The following is a 14,143-nucleotide window of genomic DNA, read 5'->3' as shown; positions in this document are numbered from 1 at the left end:
GCAGCCTATGGCCAGCCTTGGCTGGCGGGACAGGTCGCAGATGAATTGCGCGGTGATGAAGCTAAGGCTGCGCCGCAAAATCTCAGCGATTATATTCTCGCACATTATCACGCCATGCTGGAGCATTATGGTGAGAAAACCGGTATCCGCCATGCCCGCAAACATCTGGGCTGGTATATGGAGCGCCATACAGAGGGTGTCCCTGATACGGTCAAGAAGGCGCTGATGACCTCAGGCAATGCGCAGGAAGTATCAGACATTCTTACGGATATTTTTACCGGCCTGTCACCGGTCGCAGGGACAAAATCCCTGAAGGATGCTGCCTGATGGACGCTGCTGCATTCTCTTTGTCCGATCATGTGCTGAATACATTGCCGCAAGCGGTGATAATGGCGGATGCTGCGGGACAGATTATTTATGCCAATGCGCAGGCTGAGGTGTTTTTCCGCTCCAGTGCGGGAATCTTGAAGCGTCATGGTCTCAATTATTTTCTGCCGCCTGCAAGCCCGCTGATCGGACTGATTGCGCAGGTTATTCAAAGCGGTACAGCGGTTAATGAATATCATATTGATCTGTCGTCGCCGCGTATGGGCACAGAGCGCATGGTTGATGTGCAGGTAACACCGGTCAGTGAAATACCGGATCAGGTTGTTATCCTGTTTAAAGAAACAGCCATGGCGGAGAAGCTCAATCGCCAGATGAGCCATCGCGGCGCGGCACGTTCTGTTACCGGTCTGGCGGCAATGCTGGCGCATGAAATCAAGAACCCGCTTTCAGGCATTCGCGGTGCGGCGCAATTGCTGGAAATGTCTGCTCGCGATGCTGCCAATGAGTCCGACTGCGAATTGACACAGCTGATCCGTGATGAAGCTGACCGTATTGTTGCGCTTGTTGACCGGATGAATGTGTTTTCCGACGAACGTCCGATTGAGCGCTCTGCTGTCAATCTGCATACGGTACTGGGTCATGTTAAAACGCTGGCGAGCCACGGCTTTGCATCCCATGTCACAATCCGCGAGGATTATGATCCGTCCCTGCCGCGTGTCTGGGGCAATCGGGATCAGCTGATACAGGTATTTCTCAACCTGATTAAAAATGCGGCTGAAGCGATTGAGCCGGAAGAACGCTCGGGGCGAAAGGGCGAGATCCTGCTGACCTCTGCCTATAAAGCCGGTATGCATATGATTGTGCCGGCAACGGGCGAGCGCCTGTCTCTGCCGCTGGAATATTGCGTGATTGATAATGGCGGCGGTGTCGCACCGGATATTCTGCCGATCCTGTTTGATCCGTTTATCACGACCAAAACCAATGGCTCGGGGCTGGGCTTGCCTTTGGTTGCCAAGATCATTGCCGATCATGGTGGCATGATTGAATGCGAAAGTTTCTCCGGAAAAACCATTTTTCGTATTCTGTTGCCTATCTGGAAACAGGACAGTTCTGTCGTTTAAATTTAAACATTAAAATATCTATCTAATGTGATGTAATATAATATTTATATATGTGGGGGGTGAGGCATTGAATGAACCGGTAATCATCGTTGCTGAAGATGATGCAGCCATGCGCACAGTGCTTAATCAGGCGCTGAGCAGAGCAGGTTATGCTGTGCGCCTTGCCAGCAATCGTGCGGCGCTTTGGGCGCTGATTACGAGCGGCGAAGGTGATCTGGTTATCAGCGATGTGAATATGCCGGACGGGTCGGTGTTCGAAATCCTGCCGCGCATCCGCAAAGCGCGGCCTGATCTGCCAGTGGTGGTGATGAGTGCGCAGAATACTTTCATGACTGCTATTCGCGCCTCGGAAGCCGGTGCCTATGATTATCTGCCAAAGCCTTTTGACCTGAGCGAAATGGTAAGTCTGCTGCGTCGTGCGCTGTCCGAACCAAAGCCGGTGCAAGCAAAGCATGACGTGGACGATCAAGCAGAGAATATGCCGCTCGTTGGTCGCTCAGTTGCAATGCAGGATGTCTATCGTGTGCTGGCACGCATGATGCAGACTGATCTGACGCTGATGATCACCGGTGAGTCCGGTACGGGTAAAGAACTGGTTGCCCGCGCTTTGCATGAATATGGCCGCCGCCGTAACGGGCCGTTTGTGGCGATCAATATGGCAGCTATTCCGCGTGATCTGATTGAATCTGAATTATTCGGTCATGAAAAAGGGGCATTTACCGGCGCGCAGCAGCGTTTTTCAGGCCGTTTTGAGCAGGCCAATGGTGGTACATTGTTTCTCGATGAAATCGGCGATATGCCGATGGAGGCGCAGACGCGTCTGTTGCGCGTGCTTCAGCAGGGCGAATATATGACCGTTGGCGGGCGTACGCCGATTAAAACCGATGTACGTATCGTTGCTGCTACCAATAAGGATTTGCTCAAAGCAATTCACAAAGGTCAGTTCCGCGAGGATTTATACTACCGGCTCAATGTGGTGCCGCTGCGTATGCCGCCATTGCGTGAGCGCAGCGAGGATGTGCCGGATCTGGTGCAGCATTTCTTCCGGCTGGTGGAAAAGGAAGGTCTGCCGCCGAAGCAGATCAGTGCCGAGGGCTTTGCTGCGCTGCGCCATTACACATGGCCCGGTAATGTGCGCGAGCTGGAAAATCTGGTGCGCAGACTTGCAGCACTCTATCCGCAGGATGAGATCAATGCCGAGATTATTCGTCACGAATTGCAGCATCTGCCACCGTCATTACAGACTGACGAAGCAGGGCTGAAAGCGGATCAGATCACTAACTTACGTGAGGCGACGGAGATTTATCTGCGCCAGTATTTCGCCTCCTTCAACGGTGAACTGCCGCCGCAGGGGCTCTATGACCGGATTTTGCACGAGATTGAATATCCGCTGCTGGCTGCAAGCCTGACAGCCACATCCGGCAATCAGATCAAGGCCGCAGAATTGCTGGGTTTGAACCGCAATACACTGCGCAAAAAAATCCGCGACCACGACCTCAATATTTTTAGGGGTTGATGGAAATTTGTTTGATTTTTAAAGTAAAAATTTCAAGAGGTGTATTTAAGTAATTATAATATATAGGGAAAATATTTTATGGGTATTATAAGAACGCTGCTGCTTGCATCGATTTCGCTTGTGTTTGTAGTTCCAGTAGCTGCTTTTGCGGAAGACAGGCGTTGTAATGATCGTAAGCCGGTGAATTCAATCAATGAAATGTTTTCGGCTCTTTATGCGTGCTGGCAACCACCGAAAGGAACTGCGGGTATGAGTATTACATTGCGATTTTCTCTGCGGCGCGATGGAACTCTCATAGGCAAGCCACGCACAACTTTTACCGAAAAAATAAATAATGATGAGCTTTCCAAGGCCTTTGTGGCTTCTATTTTAGAAGCGCTTAATAAGTCATTACCTGTGCCATTTACGGAAAGTATGGGGGGAGCGGTTGCTGGCAGACCTATGACTTTGAGATTTATATCCCAAGAAATTCGCGACCTTTAATAAAGCTATTATATTTTAATTCGCACAGCGATAACGTTGCATATGTGCAACATTCTGTTGCATGACGGCAACGGTTTATAATAGATTAACGGAATGGATAAGACGAGTCTGCTTGAGTGGTTGCGCGAATTTAAACCTGCACGGGTGAGTGAACAAAGACGTTTGCTGGCTCTGCCGGGTGTGATCATTGTTGTCCTGTCGATTATTGCATCACTTGTCTCCTTTCTGATTATGATCGGCGTCACGCCGATTGTTCCTGATCTGCATGTGACGCTGACGCTCATCATCATCAATGTGGTGCTGGTCGTCAGCCTGCTGGCGCTGATTATCCGCGAGATTTTCCGCATCACACAGGCGCGGCGTCATGGCCGCGCTGCCGCGCGTTTGCATGTGCGCATTGTGGCGCTGTTCTCGCTGATTGCAGCAGTTCCGGCGATTGTTGTGGCGATTGTTGCCAGTGTAACGCTCAATCTCGGGCTGGATCGCTGGTTTGAAACCAATACGCGCAATATCGTCAATTCATCGATCAGCCTTGCCAATGGTTATATCAATGAAACCGCGCGTAACCTGCAAAGCACGACCTATTCCATGTTGCAGGACATGGATGCGCAACGCACGCTCTATAGTCTCGACCGTAACGGTTTTGTGCAGCTGATGACCTTGCAGGCGCTGGGGCGCGGTTTGCTCGGCGCGCAGTTATTGCGCGAAGACGGCTCGATTGCCTTGCGCAGCGAACAGGGCGGCGCAAATCTGCCGCAACCGCCGTCTGAGGCGGTTGAAACAGCACGGGACGGCAATCCGGTGATTATTCCGCCGGGTCCGACCAGCAACTTCGTTGGCGCGATTATCAAGATGCGTGAGATACCCGATGTGTATCTCTACACCGTACGTGCTGTTGATGCGCAAATTCTCGATTCCATGCGTCTGATGGAGGCGAACACCAAGCGCTATCAGGATATGGAGGCGAACCGCATCCCGACGCAGGTGATCTTTGCGCTGCTTTATTTCGGCCTGATGCTGATTGTTTTGCTGCCGGCGATCTGGACAGGTATTGCTGTGGCAGACCGTCTGGTGCGGCCGATCCGCCAGCTGATCGGTGCTGCTGATGAAGTGGCTGTCGGTAATCTGGATATTTCCGTGCCGGTGCGCTCCAGCGATGGTGATCTCGGCGCATTGTCGGGCACTTTCAATAACATGGTTGCCGAGCTGAAAAGCCAGCGCACCGATCTTTTGGCCGCTAAAGACCAGATTGATGAGCGCCGCCGCTTCTCCGAGGCTGTGTTGTCCGGTGTTACCGCCGCGGTGATCGGGGTGGATGCGCTGGGGCTGATTAATATCGTCAACCGCTCGGCAGAGCAGATGTTCTGCCTTGAGCCGGATGAGGTTATCGGTACCAGCCTGAGCACGCATATTCCGGAAATCGGACAGGTCTTTGAAGTGGCACATGATTCCGGCCGCGCGGTTTATCGCGAGCAGGTCTCAATGATGCGCGGCGGGCTGACCCGTACTTTCAATGTGCAGATCACGATTGAGGACGGCACGGGCGATGAACGCTCCTATGTGGTTACAATTGATGATATTACTGATCTGGTACAGGCACAGCGCTCAACGGCATGGGCCGATGTGGCGCGGCGTATCGCCCATGAGATCAAGAACCCGCTGACACCAATCCAGCTTTCTGCCGAGCGTATCCGCCGCCGTTATGGCAAGGTTATTACCGAAGATCGTGAGGTTTTCGACCAGTGTGTGGAAACGATTGTCCGTCAGGTCGGCGATATTGGTCGTATGGTGGATGAATTCTCGTCCTTTGCACGGATGCCGAAGCCGAAAATGGAAACCATTGATTTGCGGGATTCGCTGAAAGAAGCCGCATTCTTGGTGGAAGTCAGCCGCAGTGAGATCAGTTTTGAGCAGCAGTTGAGTGAAGTGCCGCTTTATGGCCATTTTGACAGTCGTCTGCTTGGACAGGCTTTTGGTAACATTATCAAGAATGCCAGCGAGGCTATTGAAGCGGTTACTGATGAAGATAATTATCACGGACATATTCTGCTGAAAGCCTATCAGGACAAGGATCAGTTGATTGTCGAAGTGATTGATAACGGCAAAGGCCTGCCCGGTGATAACCGGCAGCGGCTGCTGGAGCCTTATATGACAACGCGTGAAAAAGGCACCGGCCTTGGCCTCGCTATTGTCAGAAAAATCGTTGAGGATCACGGCGGGCATATGGAACTGCATGATGCACCGGCTGACTTCTATCAGGGCAGAGGTGCGATGATCCGTATGGTTTTCCCTGCAACACCGCCGGAAATGGCAGGGACACAGACAAATGAGGAGTTGCAGGCATGACAGACAGATGCAGGCAGCTGAATGATAAATACCTGCGGATAGATCACTTTGTGGTAAATCTGCAGGATAATGGGAACAAGGCAGGTGGATTAAATGGCTTCTGATATTCTCGTCGTTGATGATGAAACGGACATCCGTGATCTGGTTGCTGGTATTTTAAGCGACGAAGGTCACGAAACCCGCACAGCTTTTGATGCGGACAGCGCATTGGCCGCGATCAATGATCGTGTGCCGCGGCTGATTTTTCTGGATATCTGGTTGCAGGGCAGCCGTCTGGACGGGTTGGCATTGCTGGATGAAATCAAGAAACTGCATCCGGATCTGCCGGTGGTGATGATCTCCGGTCACGGTAATATTGAAACTGCTGTCTCGGCTATCCGTCGCGGCGCTTATGATTTCATCGAAAAGCCGTTCAAGGCAGATCGTCTGATCCTCGTGGCAGAGCGGGCATTGGAGACATCAAACCTTAAGCGCGAAGTTTCTAACTTACGCAAACGCTCCGGTGAGACATTCGAACTGCTGGGTAATTCGCTGGCGATGAACCAGTTGCGCCAGACCATCGAACGCGTGGCACCGACCAACAGCCGTATCATGATTACCGGCCCTTCGGGTTCGGGTAAGGAAATGGTGGCACGTGCCATTCATGGACAGTCGAGCCGTGCTAACGGACCTTTCGTAACTGTAAATGCCGCTGCTATTACACCGGAACGTATGGAAATCGAGCTTTTCGGCACCGAAATGGATGGCGGGGAACGCAAGGTCGGCGCACTGGAAGAGGCGCATGGCGGTATTCTCTATCTCGACGAAATCGCCGATATGCCGCGTGAAACTCAGAACAAGATTTTGCGTGTTCTGGTTGACCAGCAGTTTGAACGTGTTGGCGGAACCAAGCGTGTGAAGGTTGATGTGCGTATCATTTCTTCGACCGCGCAGAATCTTGAAGGCATGATTGCCGAAGGTCTGTTCCGCGAAGATCTGTTCCATCGTCTGGCCGTTGTTCCGGTGCAGGTGCCGCCACTGGCACAGCGCCGCGACGATATTCCGTCGCTGGTGTCCTTCTTCATCAATCAGGTGGCTGAACAGGCCGGTATCAAGCCGCGCCGTATCAGCGATGATGCAATGGCGGTTCTGCAATCCCATAGCTGGCCCGGCAATGTGCGTCAGCTGCGTAACAATGTGGAACGCCTGATGATTTTGGCGCGCGGCGATGATGTGGATGCGCCGGTAACGGCTGATCTGCTGCCGGCAGAAATCGGTGACACGCTGCCGCGCACACCGACTGATTCCGATCAGCATATTATGGCGCTGCCACTGCGCGAAGCGCGTGAAATGTTTGAAAAGGAATATCTGGTCGCACAGATCAACCGTTTCAGCGGTAATATTTCACGCACGGCTGAGTTTGTGGGTATGGAGCGTTCCGCTCTGCACCGTAAACTCAAGTCGCTCGGAGTGTAATTATGCGTATCATTATCTGCGGTGCCGGTCAGGTCGGCTTCGGTATTGCTGAGCGGCTCGCTGCGGAACATAACGATGTGTCGGTGATTGATACATCGGAAAAGCTGATCCACGCCGTGCGTGATCTGCTTGATGTGCGTGGTTTTGTCGGTCACGGCTCGCATCCGGATGTACTGGAAGCGGCCGGTGCCGATGAAGCGGATATGATTATCGCTGTCACGCTTTACGACGAGATCAATATGGTGGCCTGTCAGGTTGCCCATTCGCTGTTTAATGTGCCGACCAAAATTGCCCGTATCCGTGCGCAGACCTATCTGCAAAAGCAGTATCAGGAGATGTTCTCGCGCGATAATATGCCGATCGATGTGGTGATCTCGCCGGAACTGGAAGTCGGCGACATGGTGCTGCGTCGTATCGCTTTGCCGGGTGCTTCCGATGTGTTGCGCTTTGCCGATGACAAAGTGGTCGCGTTTGCCATTGAGTGTATGGAAGACTGCCCGATCATCAACACGCCGCTGAAACAGCTGACTGATCTGTTCCCTGATCTGCCGTCAACGGTGGTCGGCGTGGTGCGTAATGACAAGCTGTTTGTGCCGCATTCCGAGGATCATCTGCTTGCAGGCGATCTGGCCTATGTGGTGACAACGGTAGAGCAGGTGCGCCGTACGCTCGGCCTGTTCGGTCATGATAAACCTGAGGCGCGGCGGATCATTATCGCCGGTGGCGGTAATATCGGGCTCTATGTCGCGAACAAGATGGAAGAGCGCCAGCCGCATACGCGGCTGAAGATCATTGAACATAATCGTGAGCGTTCAGCCTTTGTGGCTGATGAGTTGGATAAGACGATTGTTCTGAACGGCAGTGCGCTGGATCAGGAATTGCTGCGCGAGGCGGAAGTTCAGGATGCTGATCTGATGGTGGCACTGACCAATCAGGATCAGGCGAATATTCTGTCCGGCATTATGGCCAAGCGCCTTGGCTGCAAGTCGAATATGGTGCTGATTAATAATTCTGCCTATCAGGAATTCATCCATACGGTTGGTATTGATTCTTACGTCAGTCCGAAAAATGTGACGATTTCCAAGATTTTGCAGCAGGTGCGGCGCGGGCGTATCCGCTCGGTTCATAGTGTCTATGACGGGCGGGCGGAGCTGATTGAGGCGGAAGCCCTTGAAACTTCACCATTAGTCGGCGCGCCATTGCGCAATATCGACCTGCCGGCCGGTTTGCGGGTGGGGGCGGTTTACCGTGACGGAAAAGTTATTAAGCCGCATGGCGATCTGCATATTCGCCGCAATGACCGCGTAGTGATGTTTGCGACAAGTGATGCGGTGAAGCACGTAGAACAGATGTTCCGCGTGAGTCTCGATTTCTTTTAAGCGCCTCATTTTAAAATTGAGTATGTTTTATGGATATTTGTACATTCTGGTACGGCAGCCAATTACGGCCGGTGGATCATATGTGCCTGACTTCCATGGTCAGAACCGGACAACGGGTTAAGCTGTTCAGCTATCAGCCCGTCGAAAATCTGCCGGAAGGCGTGGAGCAGCATGATGCTGCAACGATCATGCCGATTGAATCATTTCGCCGTCTTGATCCCGGTTTTCCGAACCTGAAAGATAATCTGACGATTGTTCAGTTCAGCGATATTTTTCGCATCAATCTGATGAAGCATCGTCAGGGCGTGTGGCTGGATACGGATGTCTATCTGCATAAGCAGTTCCATCCGGATGCATCCAAACCCTATCTGGCGCGTGAAAACAGGGAGCGCGTTGGCGTTTCGGCTTTGTATTTCCCGCCCGATCATCCGGTGATTGCCGAATTTGATGCTTATATGGCTGGTGATTATCCGCTGCCGAAATGGCTCGGTTTGCGTAGACGGGTTCTACGCCCGCTCTGGTACCGCCTTATCGGCAAGGAAGTGACCCCTGCAATGATCGGCATTACCATTTTTGGCAATGACGGTATTTCAAGGCTGGCCAAGAAATATGGCTGTTTCAACGATGCGGCGCCCAAAGAAAGTTTTTACTACTGGACGGCGCGTGACTGCCTGAACATTTTTGATCCGAAATATGGTCTTGAACCGCTGAACCATCCTGAATTTATCGGCTTTCATGTGCATCGCAAAAGTCCGGAAGAGCTGGTTGCGCGTAAGGGCAGCTTTTATGAATGGATGCTGAAGCAGACAGGTGAGCTGACGGAGGCTGATTAAGCGTCATGAATTGTCAGAATACAGGTCAGATACAAAATATATTTGGCCTGAATGGCATAGTTCTGACTGTGCGGCAGCTAATCATCCGGCAGCATACAACATTTTGACGTTGCGCAAAAAATAGCGGCCTGTTAACCCTTTGCGGAATGTGGGATTATTCCCGCAACTATTGATTCTGTATCAATATACAGGTGCAATATCTGGGGCAGATGATAAAACCGGATGACAGGGGAAGTTTTTCTGCTGTTTCTTCGGAAATGAACTGTTTACGGGCTATGCGCTTCAGGCGGCATATTTGTAAACAGGGTGGATGTCTCCCCGAAATCAGTGCTGGTTGCGGATCGAAATAAAGGAATAAAAAAATGGCTGAACGATCGCAAAATCTTCAGGATCTCTTTCTGAATTCTGTACGTAAGCAAAAAATCTCTCTGACGATCTTTTTGATTAATGGCGTTAAGCTGACAGGTATTGTCACATCCTTTGATAACTTCTGTGTCTTGCTGCGTCGTGACGGACATTCACAGCTGGTATATAAACATGCCATCTCAACCATTATGCCAAGTCAGCCTGTGCAGATGTTTGAAGGCGAAGAAGAGTAAGCATTACAGGTCATTACGACTGTTTGCTGAAATTTCGGAATGTTTTTATATCCGCAGTGCCTCAAGGCCTGCGGATATATTTGTTTGTAAATACGGGAATAATTATCTGAGGCGCGCTCATTGATGCAGGCAGCCCTGATGATTATCTGATGGGAACAGAAGCCGTTCCGGACAAAGATGACCGGTTATGGCGATACATAAATCAGGATACACATTTGAAAAAACGCAATGATCCGGCAGCTGATCTGACGCCAGAAACAGAGATGCCAGAAACATATGAATTATCATTCGATGATAATTATGATGACGGCGCCAAACAGAAAAGCAGCAGAAAGCCTTTCACAACAAAAGTAGAAGATACACGGGCTTTTGTTGTTGTGCCGATTTTGCCGGAACGTTACGCGCTGGTCGTCGATCAGGATGAGAGCGAGCGCCCGAAATATCGCCGGAGTGATGAGGCGCGGCTTGAAGAAGCTGCGGGACTTGCACGGGCGATTGATCTGAAAATTATCGACAGTTTTCTGGTGCAGACCTCCCAGCCGCGTCCGGCCACTTTGCTTGGCACGGGTAAGGTTGAGGATATTGCCGAACGCATCGAGCGTGAAGAAATCGAGCTGGTGATTGTCGATCATCCGCTGACACCGGTACAACAGCGCAATCTTGAGCGCGAATGGAAGGTCAAAGTCATCGACCGTACCGGTCTGATTTTGGAAATTTTCGGCCGCCGCGCGCAGACCCGTGAGGGTAGTCTGCAGGTTGAGCTGGCACATCTGAACTATCAGAAAGGCCGTCTGGTTCGCAGCTGGACGCACTTGGAGCGTCAGCGTGGTGGTGGCGGCTTTATGGGTGGTCCGGGTGAAACTCAGATCGAGGCCGACCGGCGTATGCTGCAGGAGAAAATCCTGCGGATCAAACGCGAGTTGGATACGGTTGTACGTACCCGCCAGCTACATCGCCAAAAACGCCGTAAGGTGCCGCATCCGGTGATTGCACTGGTTGGCTATACCAATGCGGGCAAGTCTACTTTGTTCAATCGTCTGACCGGTGCCGATGTGCTGGCGGAAGATATGCTTTTTGCCACGCTTGATCCGACTTTGCGTCGTCTGCGCCTGCCGCATGGCGATATGATTATCCTGTCCGATACGGTTGGTTTCATCTCCAACCTGCCGCACCATCTGGTGGCCGCATTTAAGGCGACACTGGAAGAGGTAATTGAGGCTGATCTGATCCTGCATGTGCGTGATATGTCTGACCCTGACAATGCGGCGCAGGCTGAGGATGTGGAGACAATTCTCAGTGGTCTCGGCATTAAAAAAGGCGATGAGCGTGTCATTGAACTCTGGAACAAGATCGACCGTTTGAGCGAGCCGATGCAGGACAGCGCGGAAAATCTGAGCAGCGGCAGTCATGAAGATGCACGGCCTTTGCCGCTGTCTGCGCTGACGGGGCAGGGTACGCCTGAATTGCTGGCTTTGATCGAAAGCCGTATTTCCGGTGCGATGGAAAAGGTGCAGGTCAGCCTGCAGCCGGATCAGTTCGGTCTGATTGACTGGATTTACCGTCATGGCAGCAATGTGCGTCGTCAGGATGAGGAAGACGGTTCGGTGATTATCGATGTGGATATGACCGCTGGTTCCGCGCAGAAATTCCGCGATAAATATGCTTCCGTAACAAAACGCAGCTAAGGATGTGCAGCAGTCTGCCGTCATTTAGATTTCGGTAAGCATGAAAGATTAGACAGGGGCGGAATAGGGCGTTTATAGCGCAACACCTTGCGAAACGGGTACGCCTCGCCCTATGTATTGAGTATTACGAATCCTGACGGCAGTGTTTCGCTCCGTTCTCCGATAGCCAAAGGCAGTTAATGATGAGAGATCCAATTGAAACCGTTATGAATCTGGTCCCGATGGTGGTTGAGCAGACTGCACGCGGTGAGCGGGCCTATGATATTTTCTCGCGTCTTCTGAAAGAACGCGTGATTTTCGTGAACGGTCCGGTTGAAGACGGCATGGCTATGCTGATCTGCGCGCAGCTTCTGTTCCTTGAAGCGGAAAACCCGAACAAGCCGATTGAAATGTACATCAATTCGCCAGGTGGCGTGGTCACTTCCGGCATGGCAATTTATGACACGATGCAGTTCATCAAGCCTCCGGTTTCTACGCTCTGCATGGGTCAGGCGGCATCCATGGGCTCGCTGCTGCTGACAGCCGGTGCAACCGGTCAGCGTCTGGCACTGCCGAATGCGCGTATCATGGTTCACCAGCCATCCGGCGGTTTTCAGGGGCAGGCTTCCGATATCGAGCGTCATGCGCAGGATATCATCAAGATGAAGCGCCGCCTCAATGAAATCTACGTCAAACATACCGGCCGTGATTATGAAACCATCGAGCGTACTCTCGACCGCGATCATTTCATGACCGCTCAGGAAGCGCTCGAATTCGGCCTGATCGATAAAGTGATCGAATCACGCGATCTCGGCGAAAAGAAAGACTGATAAACCGGATTCTGATCCGTTTTGCCTGAAAAACGGATCAGTTTTCTGAAGACCGGAATTTCGTGACAAGTGGTTTTCCGGCAGAAATCTTCGGCATTGTATAATTTTAGCCACATTTTTTCTGCCATTACCGCTTTTACTGTACTGTCGCATAAAACAGTGCGGTAGACAGGTTGTAAAACTGTCTTTTGCCTGTTTATGCTGAATGCTGTGTTAAGTGATTGTTTGGGTCTTGTGCCTAAAAAGACGACTGCCGTTCATGTCGGTTTCGGTCGGGAAGACATAACGGTTAGAACTTGGTGCCTGTTGCGGACAGCGGGCGGCCATTACTGAAAGGAAACTGCGATGAGCAAAGTCAGCAACGGCGGTGGCGATTCCAAAAATACGCTCTATTGCTCCTTTTGCGGAAAAAGCCAGCATGAGGTGCGCAAGCTGATTGCGGGGCCGACCGTTTTTATCTGTGATGAGTGCGTCGAGCTTTGCATGGACATCATCCGCGAGGAAAACAAATCCTCGATGGTGAAGTCGCGTGAAGGCGTTCCGACCCCGCAGGAAATTATGGCGGTTCTCGATGATTACGTCATCGGTCAGAGCCATGCCAAGCGTGTTCTGTCGGTTGCGGTTCATAATCACTACAAGCGTCTGGCTAACCAGCCAAAGAGCGGTGATGTTGAACTGGCAAAATCCAATATTCTTCTGGTTGGCCCTACCGGTTGCGGTAAGACCTATCTGGCACAGACATTGGCGCGCATCATTGATGTGCCGTTCACCATGGCTGATGCCACGACACTGACCGAAGCCGGTTATGTCGGTGAAGATGTTGAAAATATCATTCTCAAGCTGTTGCAGGCTGCCGACTACAATGTCGAGCGTGCGCAGCGCGGTATCGTCTATATCGACGAAGTGGATAAAATCAGTCGTAAGGCCGATAATCCGTCGATTACCCGTGACGTATCCGGTGAGGGCGTACAGCAGGCTCTGCTGAAGATCATGGAAGGCACTGTGGCTTCCGTACCGCCGCAGGGCGGACGCAAGCATCCGCAGCAGGAATTCCTGCAGGTGGACACAACGAACATTCTGTTCATTTGCGGTGGTGCATTTGCCGGTCTCGACAAGATTATTTCGTCCCGTGGCGAAAAGACCTCCATTGGCTTCAGCGCGACTGTAAAAGCGCCGGATGAACGCCGTATCGGTGCGATTTTCCACGAGCTGGAGCCGGAAGATCTGGTGAAATTCGGTCTTATTCCGGAATTTGTCGGTCGTCTGCCGGTTATTGCGACACTGGAAGATCTGGATGTGGCCTCTCTGGTCAAGATCCTGTCTGAGCCGAAAAATGCTCTGGTGAAGCAGTATCAGCGTCTGTTCGAGATGGAAAATGTTGAACTGACATTCCATGAAGATGCGCTGCTGGCAATTGCTGGCCGTGCGGTAGAGCGTAAGACCGGTGCCCGTGGTCTGCGTTCGATCATGGAAAAAATCCTGCTTGATACCATGTTTGACCTGCCGACACTGGAAGGTGTTCAGGAAGTGGTTATTTCCGGCGAAGTCGTGGATGGCAAAGCGCAGCCGCTTTACATCTATGGCGACCGT

Annotated in this window: 12 protein-coding genes; all 12 read left to right on the top strand. The window is 51.8% G+C overall.

The window, feature by feature from the left end; all coding sequences use genetic code 11:
• The coding region (locus tag A918_RS0117830) for a tRNA-dihydrouridine synthase (protein ID WP_022712361.1) at window positions 1-327 on the top strand (327 nt) is incomplete at its 5' end.
• Window positions 327-1,448: a nitrogen regulation protein NR(II) gene (locus tag A918_RS0117825; RefSeq protein WP_022712360.1), complete on the top strand. Its 1,122-nt coding sequence runs from the start codon at window positions 327-329 to the stop codon at window positions 1,446-1,448. The genes A918_RS0117830 and A918_RS0117825, both read left to right, overlap by 1 nt.
• Before the next feature lie 109 nt (window positions 1,449-1,557).
• Window positions 1,558-2,964, top strand: coding sequence for a nitrogen regulation protein NR(I) (gene ntrC / locus A918_RS0117820; RefSeq protein ID WP_051139091.1), 1,407 nt, complete (start codon window positions 1,558-1,560; stop codon window positions 2,962-2,964).
• A 78-nt stretch (window positions 2,965-3,042) separates the two neighbouring features.
• On the top strand, window positions 3,043-3,447 hold the full coding sequence (locus tag A918_RS0117815; protein ID WP_022712358.1) for a hypothetical protein: 405 nt from the start codon (window positions 3,043-3,045) through the stop codon (window positions 3,445-3,447).
• Window positions 3,448-3,540: 93 nt separating this feature from the next.
• Window positions 3,541-5,793 carry a PAS domain-containing sensor histidine kinase gene (locus A918_RS0117810; RefSeq protein WP_022712357.1) on the top strand — a complete coding sequence of 751 codons (2,253 nt, stop codon included), beginning with the start codon at window positions 3,541-3,543 and terminating at the stop codon, window positions 5,791-5,793.
• Between the two features lie 93 nt (window positions 5,794-5,886).
• Window positions 5,887-7,248 (top strand): sigma-54 dependent transcriptional regulator, encoded by a 1,362-nt coding sequence (locus A918_RS0117800; protein ID WP_022712355.1) that lies wholly within the window; start codon window positions 5,887-5,889, stop codon window positions 7,246-7,248.
• Window positions 7,249-7,250: 2 nt separating this feature from the next.
• A complete protein-coding gene (trkA, locus tag A918_RS0117795) occupies window positions 7,251-8,627 on the top strand; it encodes a Trk system potassium transporter TrkA (protein ID WP_022712354.1) in 1,377 nt (458 codons plus the stop codon).
• A gap of 29 nt (window positions 8,628-8,656) precedes the next feature.
• Window positions 8,657-9,460, top strand: a complete 804-nt coding sequence (locus A918_RS0117790) for a capsular polysaccharide synthesis protein (protein ID WP_028233973.1) — start codon at window positions 8,657-8,659, stop codon at window positions 9,458-9,460.
• Window positions 9,461-9,822: 362 nt separating this feature from the next.
• Entirely contained in the window at window positions 9,823-10,059 is a 237-nt protein-coding gene (hfq, locus tag A918_RS0117785; RefSeq protein WP_022712353.1) for an RNA chaperone Hfq, read from the top strand.
• A gap of 263 nt (window positions 10,060-10,322) precedes the next feature.
• On the top strand, window positions 10,323-11,744 hold the full coding sequence (gene hflX, locus A918_RS20990; RefSeq protein WP_084664901.1) for a GTPase HflX: 1,422 nt from the start codon (window positions 10,323-10,325) through the stop codon (window positions 11,742-11,744).
• Window positions 11,745-11,926: 182 nt separating this feature from the next.
• The gene (locus A918_RS0117775; RefSeq protein ID WP_022712351.1) at window positions 11,927-12,553 is read left to right on the top strand and encodes an ATP-dependent Clp protease proteolytic subunit; all 627 of its coding nucleotides are present in this window, start codon (window positions 11,927-11,929) and stop codon (window positions 12,551-12,553) included.
• Window positions 12,554-12,898: 345 nt separating this feature from the next.
• Window positions 12,899-14,143 (top strand): ATP-dependent Clp protease ATP-binding subunit ClpX (gene clpX, locus A918_RS0117770; RefSeq protein WP_022712350.1); only part of this gene is annotated, 1,245 nt, incomplete at its 3' end.

It is taken from the genome of Pseudochrobactrum sp. AO18b, assembly GCF_000409565.1.
Classification (GTDB): Bacteria; Pseudomonadota; Alphaproteobacteria; order Rhizobiales; family Rhizobiaceae; genus Pseudochrobactrum; species Pseudochrobactrum saccharolyticum.
This window is presented reverse-complemented; position numbering and strand designations above follow the sequence as displayed.